The organism is Brevundimonas sp. TWP3-1-2b1 (assembly GCF_049896165.1).
Taxonomy (GTDB): Bacteria; Pseudomonadota; Alphaproteobacteria; order Caulobacterales; family Caulobacteraceae; genus Brevundimonas; species Brevundimonas subvibrioides_B.
The window spans coordinates 23,443-47,531 of record NZ_JAFCTT010000012.1; the positions used below are offsets into that span (position 1 = coordinate 23,443).

Below are 24,089 nucleotides of genomic sequence, written 5' to 3' on the forward strand. Positions count from 1 at the left end.
CAGGGTGTTTTTCGTCCGGACAATCCACCCTCTCACCGTGCACCCCGGCCTTCGCAGGGGTGCACGGATAAGGATCAGCCGATCCGCACGCCGGTCATCGAGATCGAGCCGCCCTCGATCACGTCGTTGAAGAAGGCGACCGGCTCGCCCGGTTCGGCCTGGGCGGCGACGTAGAGCAGCGGCAGATAGTGTTCATCGGTCGGCACGCTCAGTTGCGCGTCCTCGGCCAGATCGACCCAGTCGATCAGGGCGTCATGGTCGCCGCGTTCGAAGGCCGACTTGACCGCCGCGTTGAAGCGGGTCGCCCAAGGCCAGGCGTCGCCGCCGTCCCGCTTCCAGGTGCGCAGGTTGTGGACGAAGTCGCCGCTGCCCGCGATGACATAGCCCTCGTCGCGCAGGGGCTTCAGTCCTTTCGCCAGTTCGTAGTGCTGGCGCGCCGTCAGGTCGCGATTGAGCGACAACTGCACGACCGGCACATCGGCCTCGGGCCAGACATGGGTCAGCACCGACCAGGTTCCGTGATCCAGCCCCCACGTGTTGACGGGCTGGGCGCCGACCAGCTCGGCGACACGCCGCGCCAGCTCCGGCGACCCCGGCGCCGGATACTGCATCGCATGCAGTTCCGGGCCGAAATTACCGAAATCATGTAAGGTTTCAGGTCGCTCTTGCGCGGTCACAGCCAGTCCCTGCGTTTCCCAATGGGCGGAGACCATGACCACGCCCTTCGGCTTGCCGATGGCCGTACCGACCGCGCGCCAGGCGTCGGCATAGGCGCCGCCCAGGGCGTTCATCGGCGAACCGTGGCCAAAGAAGACGGCGGGCTGGCGCATGACGACGGGCTTCCTGCTTATTGAAACAACTACAGTAGCAGATGTGGCGATCTCCGCCCGCCGTTCAAGCCCTCGCCTTGCCGATCGGACAAAGGCCTGCGTAGAGCGATGCCTCGTCGGGCACCCTGTGGCCCCTGGCCGCCCGGAAGCGATGCTCCACCGCCATGGCCTGCTGTTCGATGTTCAGCGCGTCCCAGCCGCAGGGCGCCTCGGGGTAGGCATAGGCCGAGGGGCCGTCCCCAGCCCTGATCTTTGCGGCCAGCAGGTTCACCCCCGCCTGGGCCTGCCAGACATGGACCAGTTCGTGGATCAGCACGGCCTGGAGCGCGACTGGCGCGACGGCGAAATCTCCTGGCAGGCTCCGGCCCGGCCACAGGATCCAGTCCCGCCCGAACCAGCGCCCCGGAACAAACGCCCGATCGAACGGCCACGGCGTCCGCAGGAGCCGGATGCTGTCGAAGTCGAGCGCGTCCGCGAACTCGCCTCGGGCCAGTCTCCGCTCCGCCTCGGTCAGCCCCCGGATCACGGCGTACCGTAGCTCGCCGAGGCGCCGATCCACTCCCAATGCCAGGGCTCGTAGAGATAGGGCACGAAGCCGAACCGGCCGGCGTTCCGGACCAGCCAGCGATAGGTCGCCCCCTGGGTCATATGCTGGCGGCTCGCCGGATTGGTCGAGTCGACGCCCATGCCGAGCAACTGGCCGACATAGAGATCGACAGCCGTGCCGGTCCTGTGCGGCGAACAAACCGCCCGCCTGAGCCCGTCACAGTTGCGTTCCGTCGCGCAACGGGCCGCGTCGGCCTCGGGATCGCGGAAGCCGGAGAAGATCTGCAGCAACTCCGGATCATTGCGGACCTCGGGAACCTCGGCGCGGGCGGCGGCGACCATGCGGCGGTAGGAGGCCAGCACGTCGCGCCTCAAGAGCCGGGTCAGCCGGTCGGCATGCTCCTCCGGCGCCTCGAGATAGCCGAGCTCGCGCAGCGGCGGCGGATCGGGGCATTCATCGCGGACCCGCGCCATCACGAACGGCCGCCGTTCCTGCAGCACCCCCTTCAGCACGGTGAAAGTCGCCTGGTCGAAGACGCCGGTGGCGGCAAGGCCATAGCGGGTCTGGAAGGCCGCCAGGGCTGCGGCGAAGTCGGCCGTGCCCGGCTCGCAGCCGGTGCCGATCTCCTTCTGGAGCAGGGGAAGATAGGTCCCCCATCCCCATTCGGTCGCCCCGAACGGGGTCCACTCCAGCGAATAAAGAGAGATGGCGTTGGCGACCGCCTGATCGGCCCACTGGCCGCGCTGGGTCTCGCATCGCCCCTGGGCCGAGGCGGCGTCGGGCAGGCCCCAGGCCAGGGCCGCCGCCACGATTAGTCCCGCCATCCCCACGCGCATGGAGAGAGGAAGCCTCACCGTTGCGGCGCAAGCAAGGCCCCTCTCCCGGTGCGATCAAAACTGGCATGGTGAGACCGTGCGCCGACTCAAGGCGACGCCGCTGGAACCCTGCATGTCCGACGCCATCGCCCCCACGACGCCGAGGCGCAGCAACGGCGTCCTCGCGGCCTTCTCGTCGGTCTGCCTGCCGCTGGCGGCGTTCGGCGTGGCCCTGCCGGTCACCTTGCCGGAGTTCTACGCGACCCATGTGGGGCTGGAACTGGGCGTCGTGGCGGCGGTGTTCATGGCGGTCCGCCTGATCGACATCACCTTCGACCCGTTGATCGGCTGGGCCATGGACCGGACGAAGACCCGGTTCGGTCGCTATCGCCCTTGGATGGTCGCCTCGACCCCGATCCTGATGCTCGCGGCCTTCATGATGTTCGTGGTGGTCCAGCCGGGGGCCGGGCCGGTCTATCTGTTCGCCTGGCTGCTGGTCCTCTACCTCGGCTTCTCGATCGGGACGCTGGGGCAGCTCGGCTGGGCTTCGGTGCTGGCCCCCGAGTACGACCAGCGCAGCCGGGTCTACGGCTGGTGGCAGGTGTTCAACATCATCGGGGTCATCCTGATCCTGATCCTGCCGACGGTGGTGATCCAGACGGGCCTCGGGGACTATGCCGACGGGGTGCAGATCATGGGCTGGGCCATCCTGATCGCTCTGCCAGTCACCATAGCCCTGGCCCTGTTCGTCGTGCCGGAGCCGGTCAACGCCGGCGCCGCGCCGCACGGCGGACCGCGCGCCTATCTGGACCTGTTCAAGCGGCCCGCGGTGCGCAAGCTGCTTCTGGCCGACGTGGTTCTGGGCGTCGCGCCGGGGATCACGGGGTCGCTGCTGTTCTTCTTCTTCGGCCAGATCAAGGGCTACGGCCACACCGAGGCGTCGCTGTTCATGCTGCTGTATTTCGTCGCCGGCCTGGTCGGGGCGCCCTTCTGGGCCTGGCTGGCGACGCGGATCGGCAAGGACAGGGCGCTGGCCGTGGCCAGTCTGGTGTTCGCCGTCTTCTATGTCGGGGCGACCCTTGTGCCCGGCGGCAGCTTCGCCCTGACGGCCGTCGCGATGTTCATCGCCGGGCTTCCCTATGCGGCGGGCCTGTTCCTGCTCAGGGCCATGATGGCGGACGTGGGCGACGAGGTGCGCCTGGAGACCGGGGTGGACCGGACCGGGCTGATGTTCTCCATCCTGTCGGCGACGACCAAGGTGGGGCATGTCGTGGCCCTGATCCCCTATCTGATCCTGCAGTGGGTCGGATTCCAGGCGGTGCCGCCTGCAGGAGGCAACAGCGGGAGCTCGCTGCTGTTGCTCCAGATCCTGTTCATCGCCCTGCCCGGCCTGCTGCTGGCCAGCGCGGCCCTGCTGCTGAAGAACTATCCGCTGACGCCGGCCCGTCACAACGAGATCCGGCGTGAACTCGAGGCCCGTGACGGGGCACTCTATCAAGGTGGGGGCGCATGAGCCCGACGGACCGGCTGAAGGTGATCATGGTGCGGCTGCGGGACCCGGACGGCGGCTGTCCGTGGGACGTCGAACAGACCTTCGCGACCATCGCCCCCTATACGATCGAGGAGGCCTATGAGGTCGCCGACGCCATCGATCGCGGCGACATGGGGGAGCTGAAGACCGAGCTCGGCGACCTGCTGTTCCAGGTCGTCTTCCACGCGCGGATGGCCGAGGAACAGGGGTTGTTCGACTATGACGACGTGGCCGAGGCCATGTGCGACAAGCTGGTCCGGCGCCATCCCCATGTGTTCGCCGATGAGGATCCCCAGATCTCGGGCCCGGCCCAGAAGCTGCGCTGGGAGGACATCAAGGCGGCGGAGCGGGCCGGAAAGGCCCAGCACGGGGTGCTGGACGACGTGCCCGTCGGCCTGCCCGCCCTGCACCGCGCGGCCAAGCTGACGAAGCGGGCGGCGCGGGTCGGGTTCGACTGGCCCAGCACGGATGAGGTCTTCGACAAGCTGCACGAGGAGGTGGCCGAGCTGAGGGCCGAGATCGCCGCCGGGGACCTCGACAAGGCCCGCGAGGAGATGGGCGACCTGCTGTTCGTCGTCGCCAACCTGGCCCGGAAACTGGGGGTCGAGCCCGAGGACGCCCTGCGCGGGACCAATGCCAAGTTCGTGCGCCGGTTCGGCTTCATCGAGGCGGAGCTGGCGAAGGACGGGCGGACGCCGGACCAGTCGGATCTGGCCGAGATGGACGGTCTGTGGGACGCGGCCAAGGCGGCGGAGCGGATGTGATCTCTCTCCCGTCATCCCTCTCCCGTTGGGAGAGGGCTTGAGCCTCCGGGAGCGCAGCGATCGGTCGGGCGAAAGGGTGAGGGTCGGGTGTATCCGGCGTCCCGCGACGGCTTACGCCGACTGAGAAATCCGACCCTCATCCGTCTCGCTTCGCGAGCCACCTTCTCCCACCGGGAGAAGGAAGTCTGAGGGCGGATTGAACTCCGAAAAAACAGGGTGCAAGGAGTCCATTTCCTGAAGTAAAATCTCGGGACGTTCGGGCACGTCATTCAAATCATTGGTTTTCGCGTCACCGTCGGCGACCAGCCTCAGCGGTTCGCGTCTGGACTCCAGCAAGGGCGGGGCGAGGTCGGGCAGGTCGGCCATGACCTCGGAGCGGGCGCGGTCGGCGAGGCTGTCGTAGACCCGCATCCAGGTCGAGGCCTCGGACGCCCGGCCCATGCCCAGGGCCCGGCGGATGTTGAGGAAGGCCTCGGCGGCCAGGTCGGCGAAGCTGACAGTGTCGTCGGGATGGTATTCGCCGAACTCGGGCGGCGCCTCGCATCCCGGCTGATCCATGCGCCGCCAGCCCCCGAGCCGCGCGTGCTGCCGGAAGGAACTGAGCGACATGCCGTACCGCTGGCAGACGGTCGTCGCCTTCACGCCCGCGAGATACTCCCGCCGGGCATGGTCCCAATAGTCGCCGCCGAGACCGTCGAGGTCGGCGGGGTTGAGTTGAGTGTCGGAGGTCATGGCGTGAGGCTGCCATGCCGGTGCGTCAGAATCGGTCGCGGATATCGCCCCGCTCACAGGCTTGGCGAATTCCCTATTGCCCGCGGACGATTCGATTGACGACATGGTCGCCGTTCGAAGCCGTATCGTTCCACGCCTGACCCACGGCCACCTGGGGGAACGCATGGCAGTAGGAAAACGGTATGGAGATCGGGCGCCGCTGGGACAGGCATAGTCGGCTTCCCCGCACGCGCCATGCGCCGCTCGACCGGTTGCCGCCACGTCCCTGAGCCCGGAACGTGTGGTCGGCGCTCAGCCAAAGCCGGGCCTGCCGTCCGTCCGGGTGGGTGGATATGACGGTGTTTCCGAAGGTCGGCGCCAAAGCCGAGTCCTGCGCTTGCGCAGATGCCCCAGCCAACGCCAGACCCAGGGCGGTTGCTGTCAGGACAACCGATTTCAGGCTCATGAAACCTCTCCGGCGCGAGCGGTTTCAATCTCGAACTCGATCGGTTTGAAGCTGTGGTTGTTCGACTGAAGCGCGGAGCACGCCGTCAGCGCCACGATCAGGTCCATCTGCGCCTCCAGCAGAATGTGGTCTCCAGCCTTGCTCAGGGGCGGCGCGACGGTCAGGACGCCCGTCTCGCCATCCACCCGCACGTTCATGAAGACATTGAAGGCCGTCGGGATCTGGTCCGGCAGGATCCCGAAGGGCTGGAGCGCTTCCGCGAGGTTGCCGAAACAGCCCCGATGGGGATCGGTATCGCCATAGATGATCCGGAAGGTGTCTTTCGAACACGGCGTCAGAAGGAAGTCATGGCGACCGACCGTGTCTTCCACGATGGTCAGCATGACCCGGCTTCGATTCGAATAGAGCGGGTCGCCGGTCGTCAGGAAAAGCCGACTGGCGTAGTCCAGCGTGCGGCCCGATGAGATCACCTCATTGGTGTCAGCGGCGTTGAAGGCCAGCAGGTCCGACACCTGCTCTCCCCGGGGATCGATCACCTTCAGCCTGTCGCCCTTGTTGAGCCGGAACGCTGTCCCGCTGCGCGCGGCGATTTCATGTCTCATGGGGTAGGATCGCCCTGGACTGGAACGGGCAACGCCAGTGCGCGTCCACCGCACGACCGCTGTATTGACGCGCTTCCGACACCTCGCCGAACCGGGCCAGCATCGGGTTCTGGGTTCCTGCCAGGGCGAGGTCCCGCTTCAAGATGGTCCGCCGCATCGGCTCATAGCGACCCGTCTCACGCAGGTTCCGGAACTGGGCGTGCGGGTTGAAGACGATCGTCGGGCGCTCGAAGCGGCGGGCCGGCCGGCTGGCGGCCGGGTGAAGTCCCACGAGAAAGAAGGCCTCTCCGCCGAAACTCAGGGCGAACTCCGGATCCTCCGGATCGAGGCTGACACGTGGGTCCGGCGTCTGGCCCAACCAGAAATCCTTGTCCGAAAGCGACTGCGCGCGCTGCCACAGGGCGGTTTCGAAAGCCGCTTCATCCAGCGTCCCGGGGCCCTCAAAAACGATGGCCAGGCTCTGAAACGGCACGGGGTCGGTCCGATATCGGGCAACGAACGCCGTCAATGCCGCGTAGATCTGAAGGTCGTCCCAGGCGGATGTGAGGTCGCGGGCCCGATGGATCACGAGACCGCCGCGCGCCAGCGCCGATTTCGCTCCGACGCACGGAAAGGCCATGTCGGCGACGAAGGCCCGAAGTCTGTCCGCCCCGTCGAGTTCGGTGTCCCCCAGCGGAAGAGAGTCAGCTCGCATGGACGGGCCCTTCGGCCGGCAGATCCGCAAAACGCGATTGACGGACCCGCCCGCGCGCCGCGACCAGCCCCTCTAGGGCGGGGCCAAGCCGGTCCATCGACCGCATCTTGTCGCGCCAGGACAAGGCGATGACCGGACCGACGTCCGTCTTGTTGACGTCGACGATATAGATTCGACCGTCCGCCCGATCACGCAGGATATCCAGTCCACCCCAGTCCAGACCCATGCGTGCGGTGAACTGGCCGATGAGCGCGCACTCTTCGCGGCTGAAGATCTCGGCAGGCTCTCGCAGGCTGGCCTTGCGATTGTGGATCGCGAACCGGGCGCCGGCCGGTTTGACCTTCAACCAGACAAGGACGGGGACCCCGCCGACGCAGAGGGTCCTCAGGTCGTTGGCGCTTCCGTCGGCGTCCGTGGTGTCGATCAGTCGCTGATAAACGCAGTCGGACCGCGGGGCATCGCCGGACCCCATGATGCGGCCGTCGTGGACGCCGTTCTTCTCGGACTTTTCGACGACAGGGCCCTGGCAGGTGGTCGGGTCAACCCGGAGCGGATAGCCGAAAACCGCTTCGAAGGTTTCGGCGACGTGGCTCTTCGAGACGTCGGTGCACCGCACATTCAGCGCCTCACCGCCGAGTGGAGCCTCCCCTGCGGTCACATCATCGAAGTAGAATTCGATGTCGGCGTCCGCCTGACGCCTGGCGACACCGATTCCGGCCCACAGCGCGGCTCCTCGCACCAGATACCAGGGTCTTGGCCGATCCGGCGCGAACCAGATCATTCGACGGTCGTCCCTGACCAGCCGAGCGAGCGTCGCCCAAACGGCCCGTAGCCAGAGGACGCTCAGGTAAGGGAGCCAGGCCCAGATTTCGGCGATGAGCTTCTCATCGACCGCGAGGTTGATGTCCGTCTTGCGAACCCTGACGCGGCCGTTCGAGAATTGGAAATCGGACAGCCATCCGTGTTGTCGGCTGGTTTCAGAAGGGGGATGCGACATCGGAGACAGAAGCGTTTGGCAACTCTTAGGTTCCAAAAGGGAAATCGGACCGGCTCTCACCCCGCCTGAAATTGCCGTTCGAACCACCCTATCGCCTGGGGGTCGAGCCGCACCGTCAGCCGTATCCGCCTCGTCTCCTCCCTGCGCCGCAGGCGTGGGGAGGTGGATGCGAGCTCTTGCGAGCAGACGGAGGGGCTCTTCGTGCGGCAAGAACCCCTCCGTCACGGCGCGAAGATGCGCCGCGCCACCTCCCCATCGCTACGCGACAGGGAGGAGACAGGCCCTTACCCTGCCTGAAACTGCCGCTCGAACCGTCCCATGGCCTGGGGGTCGAGCCGCACGGTCAGCCGCATCCGCCCCTCGGCGTCCGTGGCGCGCGCCGTGACCCGGCCGTGGGCGTAGAGCCAGGCCAGGGCCTCTCCCTGTGAGGGCTGGAGGACCAGCTCCGTCTCGGGGTCGTCGTCGATCAGGTCGGTGATGGCCTGGCGCAGGCGTTCAATCCCCTCCCCGGTCCAGGCGGAGACGGCGACCGAGGCATTGCCCGAGCGGGCGGCCTGGCCCTCGATCTCTTCGCGGACCTCGGGGTCGAGGAGGTCGGTCTTGTTCCAGACCTCGAGGATGCGGCGCGGTTTGCCTTCAGGCTGTTCGATCTGTTTCAGCACCTCCTCGACATCCTTCGCCTGGGCGGCGCTGTCGGCCGAGGCGATGTCGCGGACGTGCAGGATCAGGTCGGCCTCGCCCACCTCTTCCAGGGTCGCGCGGAAGCTCTCGACCAGTTCGTGCGGCAGGTCGGAGATGAAGCCCACGGTGTCGGCGATGATGGCCGGGCGCCCCTGGGGCAGGCGGATGGTGCGCTGGGTCGTGTCGAGGGTGGCGAACAGCAGGTCCTTGGCCAGGACCTCGGAGCCCGTCAGCCGGTTGAAGATCGTCGACTTGCCGGCATTGGTGTAGCCGACCAGGGCGACGGCCGGGAACGGGGCCTTCTTGCGCTGTTTGCGGTGCAGGCCGCGCGTGCGGCGGACCTCCTCCAGCTCGCCCTTCAGCTTGACGATGCGGTCGGCGATCAGGCGGCGGTCGAGCTCGATCTGGGTCTCGCCGGGGCCGCCGGTCGAGCCGGTGCCGCCGCGCTGGCGTTCCAGGTGGGTCCAGGTGCGGACGAGGCGGGACTTCTCATAGTCGAGGCGGGCGAGCTCGACCTGGAGCTTGCCCTCCTTGGTGCGGGCGCGACGGCCGAAGATCTCGAGGATCAGGCCGGTGCGGTCGATGACCTTGCAGTCCCATTCCTTCTCCAGATTGCGCTGCTGGACCGGGGTCAGGTCGAAGTCGATGACGGCGGCCTCGGCCTCGGCGGCGCGGATCAGGGCCGCGAGCTCCTCGACCTTTCCGGCCCCGAACAGGGTCGCGGGCGTGGTTTTGCGCAGACGCACGATCTCCTCGGCGCGGACGTCGAGGTCCAGGGCGCGGGCGAGGCCGGCGGCCTCCTCCAGACGCTCCCCGGCCGGGCGAGAGGCGCGCTCGCCGAGATCGGGGTGGATGACGACCGCGCGGATGAGCGGCACGGAGTGGTCGATGAGTTTGGCGTTCAAAGGGTCTCTGTCGGTTGTCGGGCGGAGGCGTCAACATGGGCCGCCTGGGCAGCCATCGCCAGTGGTCAGCGTGCGATGCTTGTCATCCCGGCCGTAGCGAAGCGAAGAGCCGGGACGTCAGACGATGAAGTCAGACCTCCCGGAAATCGCGTCAGCGATTATCCGGGGGACGGTGGGACCGCACCTGACGGTCTCCCGGGACAGCCGCTTCGCGTCTTCCGGGAGCGTCGAAGGAATTGGTTGGCGTCCCGGATCTTCGCTGCGCTACGTCCGGGATGACAACGACGGGGCCTCAGTCCTCGTCGGCCTCGGGTTCGTACAGCTGCACGGGCGCCGACGGCATGATCGTCGAGATGGCGTGCTTGTAGACGAGCTGGGACTGGCCGTCCCGACGGAGCAGCACACAGAAGTTGTCGAACCAGGTCACGATGCCCTGCAGCTTGACGCCGTTGACGAGGAAGATGGTCAGCGGGGTCTTGGTCTTGCGGACGGAGTTGAGGAAGGTGTCCTGAAGGTTCTGACGCTTGTCTTGCGACATGGCAGGTTGGTCCTGTTCTTTCTTGGTTTTCACCGCGTCGGGGAGATCGCGGCTCCGGATCGAACGCCCGGTTCGTCACCTTAGACGCTGGCGCTCGCGGGTCGCAACAGGCCCGGTAACCGATTTCATCGCCCGATGGATTTCGAGGTCGCGCAACCACAGAGCGCGAGGCTTACATGCCCTGCATCCGTGCACCCCGGCCTTCGCCGGGGTGCACGGAGAAAAATCAGACCGAGTCCCGCTTCGCCTCTTCCAGATAGCGGGCGCGCAGCCGGGTCGCGATCGGACCGGGCTTGCCGTCGCCGATCTTCACCCCGTCGATGGAGACGGCGGGCATGACGAAGGCGCCGGCGGCGGTGAAGAAGGCCTCCTTCGCCTCCTTGGCCTCGTCGACGCTGAAGGGGCGTTCGTCGAGTTCGATCCCCTCAGCCTCGATCATCGCCATGATGGCGGTGCGGGTGATCCCTTTTAGGATATTGGCCTGGGTGTCGCGGGTGCGCAGCTTGCCGGACTTGTCGACGATCCAGGCGTTGGTCGAGGAACCCTCGGTGACCAGGCCCATCTCGTCGACCATCCAGGCCTCGTAGGCGCCCCTGTCGCGGGCCGCCTGTTTGGCGAGGACGTTGGGCAGCAGGCCGACCGTCTTGATGTCGCAACGGCCCCAGCGGATGTCGGGGTGGGTCACGACGGCGACGCCCTTGGCGGCCTGGGCGTCGGACTTGCGCGCGCTCAGCGACTTCGACGTCACGACGACGCTGGGCGGGGTTCCGGGCGCGGGGAAAGGGTGGTCGCGGCGGGCCGTCCCGCGCGTGACCTGCAGATAGACGATGCCGTCGCGGACCCGGTTCCTGCGGATGGTTTCCTTCAGCACGCGGGTCAGGGAGTCGACCGACATGGGGATGTCGATGCGGAGCTCGTTGAGACTGCGGTGAAGCCGGGTCATGTGGCCTTCGAAATCGGCCATCCGGCCGTCGAACACCGACCAGACCTCATAGACGCCGTCGGCGAACTGGAAGCCGCGATCCTCGACATGGATCGTCGCCTCCGAGTGGCGCTGGTAGACCCCGTTCACATAGGCGACGCGCGACATCAGTCGGTATTCCCTTCGTCCTCGTCCCCGCCGCGCGAGGGCGACACGCCCAGCGACTTCAGCTTCCTGTGCAGGGCCGATCTCTCCATGCCGATGAAGGCGGCCGTGCGCGAGATGTTTCCGCCGAAGCGCATGATCTGCGCCGCCAGATATTCACGCTCGAACACCTCGCGGGCCTCGCGCAGAGGCAGGGCGATGGTGCGTTCGGCCCCCATCCCTGTCGCGCCGGTCGAGGCCACCTCCTGAGGCAGCATGTCGGCCGAGATCGGGTCGTTGAGGTCGCCGGTGGCCAGGATCAGCAGGCGCTCGACGTTGTTGCGCAGCTGGCGGACGTTGCCGGGCCAGGGATGGACCTGGAGCACGGCGATGGCGTCGTCGCCCAGCCGGCGGCGCGGCAGGCCTTGCGACACGCTGAGGGTCTCGATGAAATATTCGACCAGTTCGCCGATGTCCTCGCGGCGTTCCGACAGCGGCGGGACGCGGATCGGCACGACGTTGAGGCGGTGGAACAGGTCCTCGCGGAAGCGGCCCTCGGTGATCTCGATCTTCAGGTCGCGCGAGGTCGAGGTGACGACGCGGACATCGACCTGGACGTCCTGTTCGCCGCCGACGCGACGGAAGCGCTGTTCGACCAGGACGCGCAGGATGCGGCTCTGGCTCTCGCGCGGCATGTCGCCGACGTCGTCGAGATAGAGGGTGCCGTTGTGGGCGCGTTCGAAGACGCCGATCTTGCGCGGACGCCCGTCGTGGCCCTCCTCCCCGAACAGTTCCAGATCCAGGCGCTCCGGCGTCATGCCGGCGGCCGAGATGGCGACGAACTCGCCGCGCGAGCGGGAGCTGGCCTCGTGGATCTGGCGGGCGACCAGTTCTTTCCCGGAGCCCGGCGGACCCGAGATCAGGACGCGGCTGTTGGCCGGGGCGACCTTGACGATGGTGGTGCGCAGGACCTGGGCCGCGGCCGAGCGACCGATCAGGCCGGTCGGGGTCATGGCCACGGTGCGGAGGCGACGATTCTCGCGCTTGAGCTGGGCGGACTCCAGGGCACGCTCGATGACGACGACGAGCCGGTCGGACTTGAACGGCTTTTCGATGAAGTCGTAGGCGCCGCGCTTGAGGGCGCTGACGGCCGTCTCGATATTGCCGTGGCCCGAGATCATGACGACGGGAAGATCGGCGTCGAGCGTCTTGACCAGGTCGAGCAGCTCCAGCCCGTCCATGCCGCCGCCCTGCATCCAGATGTCGAGGACGATCAGGCTGGGCTTGCGGGCGCGGATGCCGGCCAGGGCCTCCTCGGAGCTGGAAGCGACGCGGACGGAATGGCCCTCATCCTCCAGCAGCCCCGAGACCAGGTCGCGGATGTCGGCCTCGTCGTCGACGACCAGGATATCGGCTCCGGTGGAACGCATGACGCCTCGCTACTATTCGGCCGCCGGGGCGCCGGCGCCGCGAGGCTCCGTTTCACGCCCGGCCTTGCCGGTGGGGTTGAGGGGGAAGATCAGGCAGATCCTGGCGCCGTGCAGGCTGTCGGCATCTGACAGTTTCAGCTCGCCGCCGTGGTCTTCGCAGATGCGCTTGACGATGGCGAGGCCGAGGCCCGTGCCCTTCTCGCGCGTGGTGACATAGGGTTCGGTCAGACGGTCGCGGTCGCGGACGGGCAGACCCTTGCCGTCGTCCTCGATGATGAAGGTGGCGATGCCGTCCTCGATCTCAAGCCGGGCGATGATGGCGACCTGCTCCTCATCGGCGGGGGTGGCGAGGCGGCGGGCGGCCACGGCCTCTCCGGCGTTCTTGAGGATGTTGGCCAGGGCCTGACCGACCATGCGGCCGTCCGCCTTCATCTTGGCCCTGGGCAGGGGCTCGACCAGTTCGACCACGAGGTCGGGCGCGGCGACGCGCTGGGCAAAGACGGCTTCCCGCAGCAGTTCGGCCGGGTTCTCATTGGTGAACCGCGGCGCCGGCATGCGGGCGAAGGAGGAAAACTCGTCGACCATCCGGCCGATGTCGCCGACCTGGCGGATGATGGTGTCGGTGCAGCGGTCGAAGATTTCGAGGTCTTCGGTGATCGCCGGACGGAATTTGCGCTTCAGCCGTTCGGCCGAGAGCTGGATCGGGGTCAGGGGGTTCTTGATCTCGTGGGCGATCCGGCGGGCGACGTCGCGCCAGGCGGCATTGCGCTGGGCCGTGACCAGACGGGTGATGTCGTCGAAGGTCAGCACCATCTCGCCGCCGACCCCGCCCTCGATGCGGACGCGCAGACGCCGGGTCTCGCCCTCGCGAGCGACGTCTATGTCCTCCTCGATATGGGCCTCGACGCGTTTCACCAGTTCCGCCAATTCGGGCGCGACGACGCCCAGGGCCTTGCCGTGTACTTCAACTTCGGAAATCGAAAGTAGCTGCAAGGCGCTGTCATTGATCGCGGAAATCCGGCCGCGCTTGTCCAGACCGATGACGCCGGCGCTGACGCCGGACAGGACGGTTTCGATGAATCGACTGCGGTCCTGGGCCTCTTCGCTGGCGGTTTTCAGCGCCGCCTGCTGGGCCTGGAGATCGCCGGTCATGCGGTTGAAGGCCTCGGACAGGGTGGCGATCTCGCCGGGCGCCCCGTCGGCCTCGACCCGGGCGGTCAGGTCGCCGGCCGCGACCTGATCCGCCGCCTTCACCAGACGACCGATGGGCGCAGAGATGGCGCTGGCCGCCGACATGCCCAGCCACACGGCGCCGACCAGCACCAGCAGGGCCGTCTCCAGATAGCTGAGGGCGAAGGCGGCCTGGATGCGGGCCCGGCTCTCCTCGGCGACACGATAGGACTCGATGGAGTCGCGGCCATTGCGCATCCGCTCGACGAGACCGGGAGCGAGGGGGCGCACGACATAGAGATAGGCATCGCCGTAGTCTGGCAACGGATAGAGGGCGCGGATGGTGTCGGGGTGCTCGGTCACGGTGACCGGCACCTCCTCGCCCTCGGCTGCCTTCTCGAACTCCTCGCGCGGCGGGGCGACATAGGCGGGCGCATCGGGCAGGTCGCTCTGGGCCAGGACCTCGCCCTCGCCGTTCAGGATATAGACAGCCGGGTAGCCGAAGAAGTCGGCGATCTGGGTCAGGGCGCTGGAGAACTGGATGCGGTCGGCGAAAGCGCCGCGAACGCCGCCGAGTTCGTTGGCCATGCTGCCCAGGTCGCGTTCAAGGCCGCCTCCGACGTCCGCAACATAGGCCTTGCCGATGAAGGCGCCGTTGTTGACGGCCGAACGGACGTTGTCGCTGAACCATTGATCCACGCCGCGATTGACCAGAAGGCCGAAGACCAGGGCGATGAGGACCGCCGGCACCACGGCGACGAGGGAAAACAGGGCCACGAACCGCAGGTGCAGCCGGGCGCCGGGATCTTCGCGCCGCCTCTGCGACAGGCGCATGACCCGGCCGCCGATGATGGTCGCGAGGCCGACGATCAGGACCAGGTTGGCCAGCAGAATGTACAGAACCGCCCGGCTGGCGGTGGCCTTGGCGTCATCGCCGGCGCTCGCGCCCGGAGCCACGGCGACCAGCCAGATGGCGGCGCCGGTGATCAGGAAGGCGATGACATAGGCGGCGCCGAAGGCGGCCCGCGCCCGACCGGCCGCGAGACGTCCCCAGAAGGAGGGGTCGCCTTCTGTGGCCGGAAGCGGGGCGGGCGTGTCCGTCATGACCCGGAAGCTTCAACCACCTGTGGCGAAAGTTCAACAGGAGAGTTGCCGAAATACAGCGAAGGGGGCGACAGATCCCACAGTTCGGCGAGGGCTTCCGACACCTGCGCGGGCTGTTCGAGCCGGCAGATGCGGCTCTTGGCCGTGCGGCGCTCGGCCGGATCGGCGGGCCAGGGCGCCTGTTCGACATACCAGCCCAGATGTTTGCGGAACATCCTGAGGCCCAGGTGACCGCCGTAGAAGTCGCAGGACGCCAGCATGTGCGCGACGACGATATCGAACCGCTCGCGGCGATCCGGCTCGACGAGGACCGTGCCGTCCCGCAGGGCGCGGTCGAGGTGGGCGGCGAGCCACGGACGGCCATAGACGCCGCGGCCCAGCATCAGGGCGTCTGCGCCGGACTGGTCCAGAGCCTCCCTCGCCTGTTCGGCGGTGATGATGTCGCCGTTGACGATGACCGGGATGGAGACCGCCGCCTTGACCGCCCCGACCGCATCCCAGTCGGCGGCGCCGGTGTAGAACTGCTGGCGGGTGCGGCCGTGGACCGTCACGGCCTTGACGCCGAGGTCTTCGGCCCGCTTCGCCAGCTCGGCGGCGTTCCTGGTGTCGTCGTCCCAGCCCAGGCGCATCTTGACCGTGACCGGGCGAGAGGTCGCCGCCACCGTCGCCGCCATGATCCGGCCAGCCAGGTCGGGCGTGCGCATCAGGGCCGAGCCCGAGGCCGAGCCGGTGACCTCCTTGGCCGGGCAGCCGAAATTCAGGTCGATGATGTCGGCGCCGGCCGCCTCGGCCATGCGCGCGCCCTGGGCCATGGCGGAAGGATCGCGGCCGACCAGCTGGATGACGGTGAGCGGCAGGCCGTCGCCGACGGCGGCGCGGCGCACCACGTCCGGACGGGCGCGGGCCAGTTCGGCCGCGGCCACCATCTCGGTCGCGACATAGGCGGCGCCGAGGCGGCTGGCGAGCAGCCGGAACGGCAGGTCCGTGATGCCCGTCATGGGCGCCATCAGAACCCGTCCGGGAATGGCGACATCGCCGATCTGAAACCCTGTGCTCATCCGTCCGTCAACACGCGAAGCCAGGCCCCTCGTCAACCGCCATCGTGGTTCATCACAAAAGTGGGGCGCGATCTCGACCGAAAACCGCTCACACTTTTCGGGATCGCGCCCTAGAAGGCGATCATGACGTTTGCAGCGATCGTGGTGGCGGCCGGCTCGGGCTCCAGGGCCGGGGGCGACAAGCAGTGGCGGCCGCTGGGCGGCAAGCCCGTGGTCCGCTGGTCGGTCGAGGCCTTGCTCAATGCAGGGGCCGAAGAGGTGGTCGTGGTGGTCGCGGCGGACGGGTTCGCGCGGGCGGCCGGGGCGCTGGCCGGGCTGAACGACTGGCGGGCCGTGGCGGGCGGGGCCGAGCGCGCGGACTCGGTGCGCGCCGGGCTCGAAGCCCTGACCGGGGCACCGGATCGGCCCGTCCTCGTTCACGACGCCGCGCGGCCCCTTCTGTCCGCCGAGGTGATCCGGCGGCTGCTTGAGTGCCTGCCGGGTGCGGATGGAGCCATCGCCGCCCTGCCCGTCTCCGACACCCTCAAGCGCGGCTCCGATCGCATCGAGGCGACGGTCGATCGCGGCGGCCTGTGGCGGGCCCAGACGCCGCAGGCGTTTCGCACCGACCGCCTGCGGGCCGCCTATGCCGCATGGCCCGAGGGTGCGGCGGCGACCGACGATGCGGCCGTGGTCGAGCAGGACGGGGGAACCGTTCGTCTGGTCCAGGGCGATCCGCGCCTGATGAAACTGACCTATCCCGAGGATTTCGCAATGGCCGAAGCGCTGATCGCCCGACAGCCCCGCCCCCTTCAAACTCGGGTTGGTCAGGGGTTCGACGCCCACCGCTGGGGGCCGGGCGACAGCGTGTGGCTGTGCGGGGTCGAGATCGCACATGACCAGACCCTGATCGGCCATTCCGACGCCGACGCCGGACTGCACGCCCTGACCGATGCGGTGCTGGGCGCCATGGGCGACGGCGACATCGGCGACCACTTCCCGCCGACCGACCCGAAGTGGAAGGGCGCGGCCTCGGACCAGTTTCTGATCCATGCGGTCGAGCGGCTGGCGGCGCGTGGCGGGCGGCTGGTCAACGTCGACGTCACCCTGATCTGCGAGCGGCCCAGGGTGAAGCCCCACCGTCAGGCCATGCGCGAACGCCTCGCCGGGATCCTGAATCTGCCGCTCGACGCGGTCAGCGTGAAGGCGACGACGATGGAGAAGATGGGGTTCACCGGACGCGAGGAAGGCCTCGCCGCCTCGGCTATCGCGACGATCGAATTGCCTTCCTGATCAGAGGGCTGGCGTCACCGCCGGAAGTGACGCCACAACGAGCCGAACAGGTTCACATAGTCGTCGGTCCAAGGTCGAACGTCGGTCTCGGCCAGGGTTCGCCACTGGGCCTGGTCACGGAACTCCGCCAGGCCCTCTTCCGTCGGCGACAGGATCAGGGCCTCGGTGGAGGCCTCGGCCATGTCCGGCGCCAGGGGCGATTCCTGATAGAGCTGATGCAGGTTCGCCGCGCCCAGGGCTTGCGCCGCCGCCGCGGCCGGCAGGGTGATGTCGAGGTTGCGGTTCGACAGGTGCAGGATGACCACGCCGTCCGGCTTCAGCAGCTTGAGATAGCCCTCGATCGCCTCGACCGTCAGCAGATGGGTCGGCACCGAGTCCGACGAGAAGGCGTCGATCAGCAGGAGGTCATAGGTGCCGGCCGTCTCGCGCGCCATGGTCAGCCGGGCGTCGCCGAGCACCGTTTCGATCGGGCCGTCGGCGCAGCCGGAGATGAAGCTGAACCACTGCGGATCGCGCGACAGCCGGTCGACCATCGGATCGATCTCGAAGAATTTCATCTCGTCGGCGGCGCGCTTGTAGCCGGCCATGGCGCCCGACCCCTGCCCGACCACGCCGATCTTCAGGGCCGGACGGCGAAGCTGCAGCATCTGGGTCGTCTGACCGATCGGGCTGGCCGGGGCATAGTAGAGGGTGGGCATGCAGGCGAAGGCCGGATTGCGGGGCTGGGCCCCGTGCAAGGTCGTGCCGTGCATCAGGATGTTCACCTGACCGCCGAGGCGCGGGTCCTCGGTGACGCCGATCTTCATCACGCCGAAGAAGCTGCGGTCGGTGAAGGCGGCCTCATAGCCGCGCGCGATATAGGCGGTCGACAGGGCGATGCCGGCGGCGATGATGACGAAGGCCGGGGTCCGGTCGCGCAGGATGAAGCCGGCCAGGATCGGTCCCAGCATGATGAACTGGGTCAGGCCCGGCATGCTGTCCGAGACATTGTTGTTGAGCCACCAGCCGAAGCTCCAGTCGGCCTGGGCCGCCGCCGACAGCAGCGGCGGCAGGCCGGTGGCGAGCACTGCGCCGACGAACAGATAGACCTCCCAGTTCCGGATCGGGGCCTTGTTCATGGGCCGGGCCAGACCGGCGAGGACGAGAACCAGCGGATACTCCCACACGCCGTTGAATAGCACGGGCGCCAGAAGGGCCGTGAAGGCGCCGCCGACGACCCCGCCCAGCGACATCAGCAGATAGAATTCGGTCAGCCGGTCCGGCGGCGGCCGGCGCGCGGCCAGCCTCTGGTGACACATCAGGGCCAGCAGGAAGAAGGCGCCCAGATGCAGGCCGAACATCAGGATCCAGTCGCCGGTCCTGAAGGCCGTGAACGCGATACAGGCGAGACTGACGGCCGCCGCGACGACCAGGGTGATCGGCAGCGGGATCCAGGGCCTGTCCTGGAAGGCGATGACGAAGGTCAGCAGATAGAGGGCCAGAGGGATGACCCACAGGAAGGGCGCCGAGGCGACGTCGGTGGCCAGGTGGGCGGTGACGCCGAGCATCAGGCTGGACGGCGCGGCGGCCAGAAGCACGAGGATGATCTTCTCGCGCCATGGGATCGGCGCGCTGGTCTCCAGACGGGCTACGGGGGTCGAGCCGATCTGACCGCGTCGCCAGGCCACGACCGCCAGCGCCACAACCATCAGCATGAAGGCGGCATAGCCTCCGCTCCAGCTCGCGCGCTGGCCCGACAGGGTCATGAGCGGTTCGAGGATGAGCGGATAGGCCAGCAGGGCCAGGAAGCTGCCGAGGTTGGACGCCGCATAGAGGACATAGGGGTTCTTGCCATCGGCGTGACCGACGCGAACCCGGGCGTACCAGGCCTGCAGCAGGGGCGCAGTCGCCGACAGGACGGCGAAGGGGGCGCCGACCGACAGGGCTAGGGTCGCCAGCAGCCAGCCGATCGGGGCGTTCGGATCGGGGTCGCCCAGCACTCCGTTGATCTTCAGCGGCAGGAACAGGGCCGCCAGCAGCAGCAGGACCAGATGGGTCGCCATCTGGGCCCGCATCGAGGTCAGGCGCTGCAGCAGGTGGGCATAGCCGTAGCCGGCCAGAAGCGCGGTCTGGAAGAAGACCATGGCCGTGTTCCAGACCGATGGAGAGCCGCCGAGCATCGGCAGGACCAGCTTGGTCACCATGGGCTGGACGACGAAGACCAGGGCCGCCGAGGTGAAGATGGCCACGGCGAACAGGATCGGCGTCACGCGATCGCCGCCCTCCGTCGAAGGCGCGGCGTCGTCCGGCAGGGCTGTGTCGGTCATGGGGTCCCCGGTCTGGCGCGCGTGCTATCGACAGATCCATGCACGAGGCTCAGCCTAGACTGACTCGCGCACGGATCGGAAAGACCCATGTTCCCGAACGATATCCAGCGACTGGCGGCCTCGGTGATCGCCGCCGCCTCGGCGCGGGGCTGGACGGTGGCGACGGCCGAGAGCTGCACCGGCGGGCTGGTCGCGGGGGCCCTGACGGCCGTGGCCGGGTCGTCGTCGGTCGTCGACCGGGGCTTCGTGACCTACAGCAACGCGGCCAAGTCGGAGATGCTGGGCGTGCCGGCTGCCCTGATCGTCAGGCACGGCGCGGTGTCGGAGCCGGTGGCGCGGGCCATGGCGACCGGGGCCCGGGAGGCCGCGAAGACCGCCCTCGCCGTCTCGATCACCGGCGTCGCAGGCCCGGGGGGCGGCTCCGCAGAGAAGCCGGTCGGGCTGGTTCATTTCGGCTGCGCAACGCCACAGGGGCTCGTTCACGACAAGCGACTGTTCGGAGACATCGGGCGCGAAGAGGTGCGGCTGGAAAGCGTGCGCGTCGCCCTGGGTCTGTTGCTCGCCGCCTGCGAGGCGGGGTGAGCGAAGGCGCGCCCCTCGTCGTCGACGCCCGGGGCCACCGCTGCCCTGTGCCGAGCCTGCGTCTGAGGAAGGCGGCCGAAGGGCGGGCGGGAACCCGTCTCGTCCTCCTCGCGACCGATCCGATGGCGCGGATCGACGTTCCGTATCTGATGGCGGAACTGGGCGGACGGGTGATGTCGGTCGAGGAGACCGACGGCGTCCTGACGATTACCGTCGAGACGCGCGCCGTTCCGACAGATTGACGACCGAGGGGCTGTCCTCGGGCGCGATATCCGGCGCTCCCCTGGCCCGCGAGGCGATCTCCATCTCCGTGGCGAAGGCGCCGCCGTAGAAGATGGCGTTGACGTTCCACGACAGCCAGATCAGCAGGACCACGACGGCGCCGACCGATCCGTAGGTCGCGCCCAGCTGGGCGATCTGCTCGACATAGATGGCGCAGAGCCAGGACGAGATCATCGACAGGATGGTCGCCACCGCCCCGCCGGCGATGGACGGGACCCAGGCCACCGGGTCCCGGTGCGACATGGCGTAACGATACAGCAACGTCAGCCCGAGGCCGAGGCCGGCCGCGGGCAGGAAGCCGTTGAACGGCAGCCCGCCCTGCCCCGTGACCGGCCCGGCATGCTCCAGCAGCCGGGCGGTGACCACGGCGCCCGAAACGATGGTGAACAGGCCGAACGCCACTACGGCGACGATGAAGGCGAGGAAGTTGAACTTGAAGAAGCCGTGCGGCTCCGTCTCATCGTGGATCAGGTTCAGTCCGGCCAGCAAGGCCTTGAATCCCCGATGCGCGGCATAGGCGCCGACCACCAGGGCGAAGGCGCTCTGGGTCGAGACGGCGCGGGCCGAGGCGTTCGACAGCCGCTCGACCTCGGCGCGGAAGATGGCGCGGGCGGCATGGGGCATGACGTCGGCCAGGGCCGCCGCCTGTTCGCCGACCTGACCGATCGACAGCACGGCCTTGTAGAAGCCGATCAGGATGGCGATCGCCGGAAACACCGCCAGCAGGGCGAAGAACGACACCCCACCCGTGTAGAGCATGACGTCGCGGCCCCAGCTGCGGGCGAACGCCCGGCCCGACAGCCGCACCCAGAAGCCGGGTGACGCCAATTCCGTAGTCTGTCCGCTCAAGCCGGTTCCCGCCGTAGCCCAAGGGAGGACTCTAGCGGAAAATCCTCGCTTTGGAAGCAGCCGGGCCCCCGTCGTTTTCCCCTGCCACGCGCATCAGCACCGTTGCGCCGAACGGGGCCGCGTCGGTATGGTCGGCCCGCTCCGTGTCCGGAGTCGCGGCCGTCCGGTCGCGCAGTGGGAGTCATCGATTTTGGGTTCGGATCCACGCGTTCTGGTCGTCGCCGAGACGGATGAGCGGATCGGCGCCCTGTGCCGCGGGCTGGACTCGCTGGGCTGGCGCACAATGACGGCCCGGTCAGGCGCCGCCGCCGTGGCCGCCCTGACGGACTTCACGCTGGAGGCGGCGATCCTGGACGCCGATCACCCGGAGATTGACGCCCTTCCCGAGGCCCTGCGACTCGCGGCCGGCGCCCGGCGTCTGCCCGTCATCGCCCTCGGCCCGATGGCGGCGAGCGTCCCAGCCGGGACGTTCGATCTGACGATGGCCGAACCGCCGCATCCCGCCCAGGCCGCCCTGCGCATCGAACAACTGGTTCGCGCCGCCATCGCCGAGGAGGAGTTCCGCCTGCGTCAGGCGACCTTCGCCCTGCACGGCGCGACCCTGGACCCGGGCGTGCCCGATCCCAGCGCGGTTCGTATCCTGATCGCCGGCGCCCCGGATCACCGGTTCATTGCTCTTTCAAACACGCTGACCGCCGGCGGAGCCGAGGTGGTGGCCGCGCCGACGCCCTACACCGCCTTCGACTATCTGCACGAAAGCGCGTTCGACGCCGCGGTTCTGTGGGGCGCGCCGGACCATGCGCCGGCCCTGTCCATCGCCTCGGGCATGAAGCGGAACACGCGCCTCTATCACATCCCGCTGGCCCTCTATCTGCGGTCGGAAGGCGAGATCAATCTGAGCGAACTGTACAACCGGGGCTTCTCGGAAGTGGCGGCCGCAGACACGCCGGAGCCCGAGGCCGCCGCGCGCGTCCTCGACCTGGCCCACACCCATCGCCGCCACCTGGCCATCCGCAAGGCTCTGGAAGGCGCGCGTGGCGCGGGCATCATGGATCCGTCGACGGGCCTGTTCACCCGCAACCTGTTCGCCAGCCATCTCGGGCGCATCGCCGAGGGTGCTTCGGCGCGGCGGCGCCCCCTTTCCGTCTGCGTCCTGCGGGTGGCGGACAGCGATAACCTGACCCGCGCTCGTATTGGCGGCTGGCTGGACCGGGCCATGCCCCAGATCGGCGCCATGGTGTCGCGCCTCGTTCGGGTCGAGGATACCGCCGCCCGACTGGCCCCCGAGGTCTTCGCCCTCGCCCTGCCCGCCACCCCTGGACCGGCCGCGCGGCTGGCGGTCGAGCGGATCGCAGCGGTCATCGGCTGCACCGCCTTCGACGCCGGTCCCGACCGGACGCCCTTCGTGGTCGAGTTCAGCGTCGGGGTCGCCGAGTTGAGGCCGGGAGAAGGCGCCGCCGCTGTTCTGGAACGTGCCTCGGCCGATATGATGACGGGCCGTTCCCCCCTCACCGGGCCCACCTAATCGGCCATCTGAACCGCTGGTCAGCCCATTTCGGTCCGGATCGCCCACAGCGCCCGGTCGATGTCGGCCTCGGTGTTGAAGATGTGGGAAGACAGGCGGATGCCGTTGAGCCAGCGCTTCTCGGCCATCTTGACGACGACGCCGTGCTTTTCACGCAGGGCCCTCTGAAAGACCGCGCTGTCGATGCGGTCCGGAAGGCGCGCGGCCACCATCGCCGTGGCGTGCGGGCCGGGGGCACTCCGGCGACGCTCAGCACCGGCATGGCCCGCAGACCCTCGTAGGCCAGATTGCGCAGGGCGACGGCGCGGGCCGCCACCGCCGCCATGCCGCGTGCGCGCATGGCCTCTATGGCGACGCCCAGGCCGATCGGCAGCGGCAGACAGCCCACGCCGGTCGATTCCGAGATGAAGACGCGGCCGTCGTCTTCGCGCTGGATCGGCTGGATCGCATCGGCGGCGTCGGGGCTGACATAGAGCAGGCCAGTGCCCTTGGGACTCATCAGCCATTTGTGCCCGCTGGCCGCATAGGCGTCGCAGCCCAGCGCCCGGACATCCACGGCGATCTGCCCCACGGCCTGGGCGCCGTCCACCACGCACAGCGCGCCGCGCGAGCGGGCGAGTGCGGCGATCTCCGGGATCGGCATCAGATAGCCGGTCGTGGTGATGACGTGGCTGACGCTGACCACCCGGGTTCGCGGCGTCATGGCCTGCTCGAACCGATCGACGATCGCCTGCGGATCGTGGTCCTCGGGCGAGATCGGGACGACATCGACGACGACGCCCCGCCGGCGCGCGAGATGGGTCCAGCACAGGCTGCCGCCGTGATGCTCCTGATCGGTGGTCAGCACCCGGTCGTCGGGCTCCAGCCGCATCCCCAAAGCCACGCTGTTCATCGCCTCGGTCGTGCTGCGCGTGATCAGCAGGTCTTGCGCATCGCAGCCGATGAAGGCGGCGGCGGTGTCGCGCGCGCGGTCGGTCTCGAGCCGGAGGGGCCCCTGGCCATAGACCGCCCCGACCGGGTTAGACTCCACCTCGATCAAGGCCTGAACCATGCGGTCGATCACGGCCCGCGGTGTGGGGCCGGCCGAGCCGGTGTTGAGATAGGTCAGGCCGGGCGTGAGCAGGTATTCTGAAAGCCCCTCAGCGAGTTCGCCGCGCCCCGCCGCCAGAGCCGCTGTCGGTGCCGCCAAGCTGATGGACGCGAGAACCGCGCGACGCGTTTGAGCGGCCAGCGATGTCATTCCGCCAACTCTGCGAGCCGCATCCTGACGTCGGTCGCCCACGCAGACGTCAGGCAGACCGTCAGAACCGCGACCCCAACCCTCATGCCGAAAACCTCCGTTCGTCGAACGTCCGGCGGATTAA

Annotated in this window: 23 protein-coding genes; 6 read left to right on the top strand and 17 right to left on the bottom strand. The window is 68.4% G+C overall.

Translation table 11 applies throughout. The features are described from left to right. Window positions 1–74: 74 nt before the first annotated feature. The 3 genes from ygiD to ACP7AB_RS12295 all read right to left on the bottom strand — a co-directional run bounded on the left by ygiD (window position 75) and on the right by ACP7AB_RS12295 (window position 2,201). Window positions 75–830: a 4,5-DOPA dioxygenase extradiol gene (gene ygiD, locus ACP7AB_RS12285; protein ID WP_425991504.1), complete on the bottom strand. Its 756-nt coding sequence runs from the start codon at window positions 828–830 to the stop codon at window positions 75–77. Between the two features lie 64 nt (window positions 831–894). After that, complete coding sequence (locus tag ACP7AB_RS12290; RefSeq protein ID WP_425991506.1) at window positions 895–1,389, bottom strand: hypothetical protein; 495 nt, start codon at window positions 1,387–1,389, stop codon at window positions 895–897. Further along, window positions 1,353–2,201 carry a D-alanyl-D-alanine carboxypeptidase family protein gene (locus ACP7AB_RS12295; protein ID WP_425991508.1) on the bottom strand — a complete coding sequence of 283 codons (849 nt, stop codon included), beginning with the start codon at window positions 2,199–2,201 and terminating at the stop codon, window positions 1,353–1,355. Before ACP7AB_RS12295 ends, ACP7AB_RS12290 begins: the two co-directional genes overlap by 37 nt. 124 nt (window positions 2,202–2,325) lie before the next feature. Here ACP7AB_RS12295 and ACP7AB_RS12300 point away from each other — a divergent pair, with 124 nt between their 5' ends. Together ACP7AB_RS12300 and mazG are read left to right on the top strand one after the other, a co-directional pair. Continuing rightward, window positions 2,326–3,705 (top strand): MFS transporter, encoded by a 1,380-nt coding sequence (locus ACP7AB_RS12300; protein WP_425991509.1) that lies wholly within the window; start codon window positions 2,326–2,328, stop codon window positions 3,703–3,705. Next, the gene (gene mazG, locus ACP7AB_RS12305) at window positions 3,702–4,487 is read left to right on the top strand and encodes a nucleoside triphosphate pyrophosphohydrolase (RefSeq protein ID WP_425991511.1); all 786 of its coding nucleotides are present in this window, start codon (window positions 3,702–3,704) and stop codon (window positions 4,485–4,487) included. Before ACP7AB_RS12300 ends, mazG begins: the two co-directional genes overlap by 4 nt. Before the next feature lie 111 nt (window positions 4,488–4,598). Here the strand turns inward: mazG and ACP7AB_RS12310 are convergent, their stop codons facing one another. The 11 genes from ACP7AB_RS12310 to dusB all read right to left on the bottom strand — a co-directional run bounded on the left by ACP7AB_RS12310 (window position 4,599) and on the right by dusB (window position 15,909). Continuing rightward, a complete protein-coding gene (locus ACP7AB_RS12310) occupies window positions 4,599–5,219 on the bottom strand; it encodes a hypothetical protein (RefSeq protein ID WP_425991513.1) in 621 nt (206 codons plus the stop codon). 73 nt (window positions 5,220–5,292) lie between these two features. After that, the gene (locus ACP7AB_RS12315) at window positions 5,293–5,664 is read right to left on the bottom strand and encodes a hypothetical protein (protein WP_425991514.1); all 372 of its coding nucleotides are present in this window, start codon (window positions 5,662–5,664) and stop codon (window positions 5,293–5,295) included. Further along, a complete protein-coding gene (locus ACP7AB_RS12320) occupies window positions 5,661–6,266 on the bottom strand; it encodes a DUF1989 domain-containing protein (protein WP_425991516.1) in 606 nt (201 codons plus the stop codon). Before ACP7AB_RS12320 ends, ACP7AB_RS12315 begins: the two co-directional genes overlap by 4 nt. Next, window positions 6,256–6,960 carry a guanitoxin biosynthesis heme-dependent pre-guanitoxin N-hydroxylase GntA gene (gene gntA, locus ACP7AB_RS12325; RefSeq protein ID WP_425991518.1) on the bottom strand — a complete coding sequence of 235 codons (705 nt, stop codon included), beginning with the start codon at window positions 6,958–6,960 and terminating at the stop codon, window positions 6,256–6,258. The genes ACP7AB_RS12320 and gntA overlap by 11 nt, the downstream gene beginning before the upstream one ends. Then, the gene (locus tag ACP7AB_RS12330; protein WP_425991520.1) at window positions 6,950–7,741 is read right to left on the bottom strand and encodes a hypothetical protein; all 792 of its coding nucleotides are present in this window, start codon (window positions 7,739–7,741) and stop codon (window positions 6,950–6,952) included. Before ACP7AB_RS12330 ends, gntA begins: the two co-directional genes overlap by 11 nt. A 500-nt stretch (window positions 7,742–8,241) precedes the next feature. Then, on the bottom strand, window positions 8,242–9,543 hold the full coding sequence (hflX, locus tag ACP7AB_RS12335; protein ID WP_303695937.1) for a GTPase HflX: 1,302 nt from the start codon (window positions 9,541–9,543) through the stop codon (window positions 8,242–8,244). A gap of 292 nt (window positions 9,544–9,835) precedes the next feature. Beyond that, a complete protein-coding gene (gene hfq, locus ACP7AB_RS12340) occupies window positions 9,836–10,081 on the bottom strand; it encodes an RNA chaperone Hfq (protein WP_013269198.1) in 246 nt (81 codons plus the stop codon). Window positions 10,082–10,307: 226 nt separating this feature from the next. Further along, the gene (locus ACP7AB_RS12345) at window positions 10,308–11,171 is read right to left on the bottom strand and encodes a D-amino-acid transaminase (protein ID WP_425991523.1); all 864 of its coding nucleotides are present in this window, start codon (window positions 11,169–11,171) and stop codon (window positions 10,308–10,310) included. Beyond that, a complete protein-coding gene (locus ACP7AB_RS12350) occupies window positions 11,171–12,577 on the bottom strand; it encodes a sigma-54-dependent transcriptional regulator (RefSeq protein ID WP_425991525.1) in 1,407 nt (468 codons plus the stop codon). Before ACP7AB_RS12350 ends, ACP7AB_RS12345 begins: the two co-directional genes overlap by 1 nt. A gap of 12 nt (window positions 12,578–12,589) precedes the next feature. Then, a complete protein-coding gene (locus tag ACP7AB_RS12355) occupies window positions 12,590–14,851 on the bottom strand; it encodes an ATP-binding protein (protein ID WP_425991527.1) in 2,262 nt (753 codons plus the stop codon). Beyond that, the gene (dusB, locus tag ACP7AB_RS12360; RefSeq protein ID WP_425991529.1) at window positions 14,848–15,909 is read right to left on the bottom strand and encodes a tRNA dihydrouridine synthase DusB; all 1,062 of its coding nucleotides are present in this window, start codon (window positions 15,907–15,909) and stop codon (window positions 14,848–14,850) included. The genes ACP7AB_RS12355 and dusB overlap by 4 nt, the downstream gene beginning before the upstream one ends. A 123-nt stretch (window positions 15,910–16,032) precedes the next feature. Between dusB and ACP7AB_RS12365 the strand changes: the two genes are divergently transcribed. After that, entirely contained in the window at window positions 16,033–17,181 is a 1,149-nt protein-coding gene (locus tag ACP7AB_RS12365; protein ID WP_426046149.1) for a bifunctional 2-C-methyl-D-erythritol 4-phosphate cytidylyltransferase/2-C-methyl-D-erythritol 2,4-cyclodiphosphate synthase, read from the top strand. A gap of 14 nt (window positions 17,182–17,195) precedes the next feature. Here the strand turns inward: ACP7AB_RS12365 and ACP7AB_RS12370 are convergent, their stop codons facing one another. Further along, window positions 17,196–19,487, bottom strand: a complete 2,292-nt coding sequence (locus ACP7AB_RS12370; protein ID WP_425991533.1) for a fused MFS/spermidine synthase — start codon at window positions 19,485–19,487, stop codon at window positions 17,196–17,198. A gap of 87 nt (window positions 19,488–19,574) precedes the next feature. Here ACP7AB_RS12370 and ACP7AB_RS12375 point away from each other — a divergent pair, with 87 nt between their 5' ends. Together ACP7AB_RS12375 and ACP7AB_RS12380 are read left to right on the top strand one after the other, a co-directional pair. Then, a complete protein-coding gene (locus tag ACP7AB_RS12375) occupies window positions 19,575–20,069 on the top strand; it encodes a CinA family protein (protein ID WP_425991534.1) in 495 nt (164 codons plus the stop codon). Next, entirely contained in the window at window positions 20,066–20,311 is a 246-nt protein-coding gene (locus ACP7AB_RS12380; protein WP_425991536.1) for a sulfurtransferase TusA family protein, read from the top strand. The genes ACP7AB_RS12375 and ACP7AB_RS12380 overlap by 4 nt, the downstream gene beginning before the upstream one ends. Here ACP7AB_RS12380 and ACP7AB_RS12385 read toward each other — a convergent pair. Next, entirely contained in the window at window positions 20,277–21,200 is a 924-nt protein-coding gene (locus ACP7AB_RS12385; RefSeq protein WP_425991538.1) for a YihY/virulence factor BrkB family protein, read from the bottom strand. The genes ACP7AB_RS12380 and ACP7AB_RS12385 overlap by 35 nt on opposite strands. Before the next feature lie 190 nt (window positions 21,201–21,390). Here ACP7AB_RS12385 and ACP7AB_RS12390 point away from each other — a divergent pair, with 190 nt between their 5' ends. Beyond that, on the top strand, window positions 21,391–22,725 hold the full coding sequence (locus ACP7AB_RS12390) for a diguanylate cyclase domain-containing protein (protein WP_425991539.1): 1,335 nt from the start codon (window positions 21,391–21,393) through the stop codon (window positions 22,723–22,725). On the opposite strand, the gene ACP7AB_RS12395 is transcribed toward ACP7AB_RS12390, so the two are convergent. Further along, complete coding sequence (locus tag ACP7AB_RS12395; RefSeq protein ID WP_425991541.1) at window positions 22,709–23,914, bottom strand: aminotransferase class V-fold PLP-dependent enzyme; 1,206 nt, start codon at window positions 23,912–23,914, stop codon at window positions 22,709–22,711. The genes ACP7AB_RS12390 and ACP7AB_RS12395 overlap by 17 nt on opposite strands. Between the last annotated feature and the right edge of the window lie 175 nt (window positions 23,915–24,089).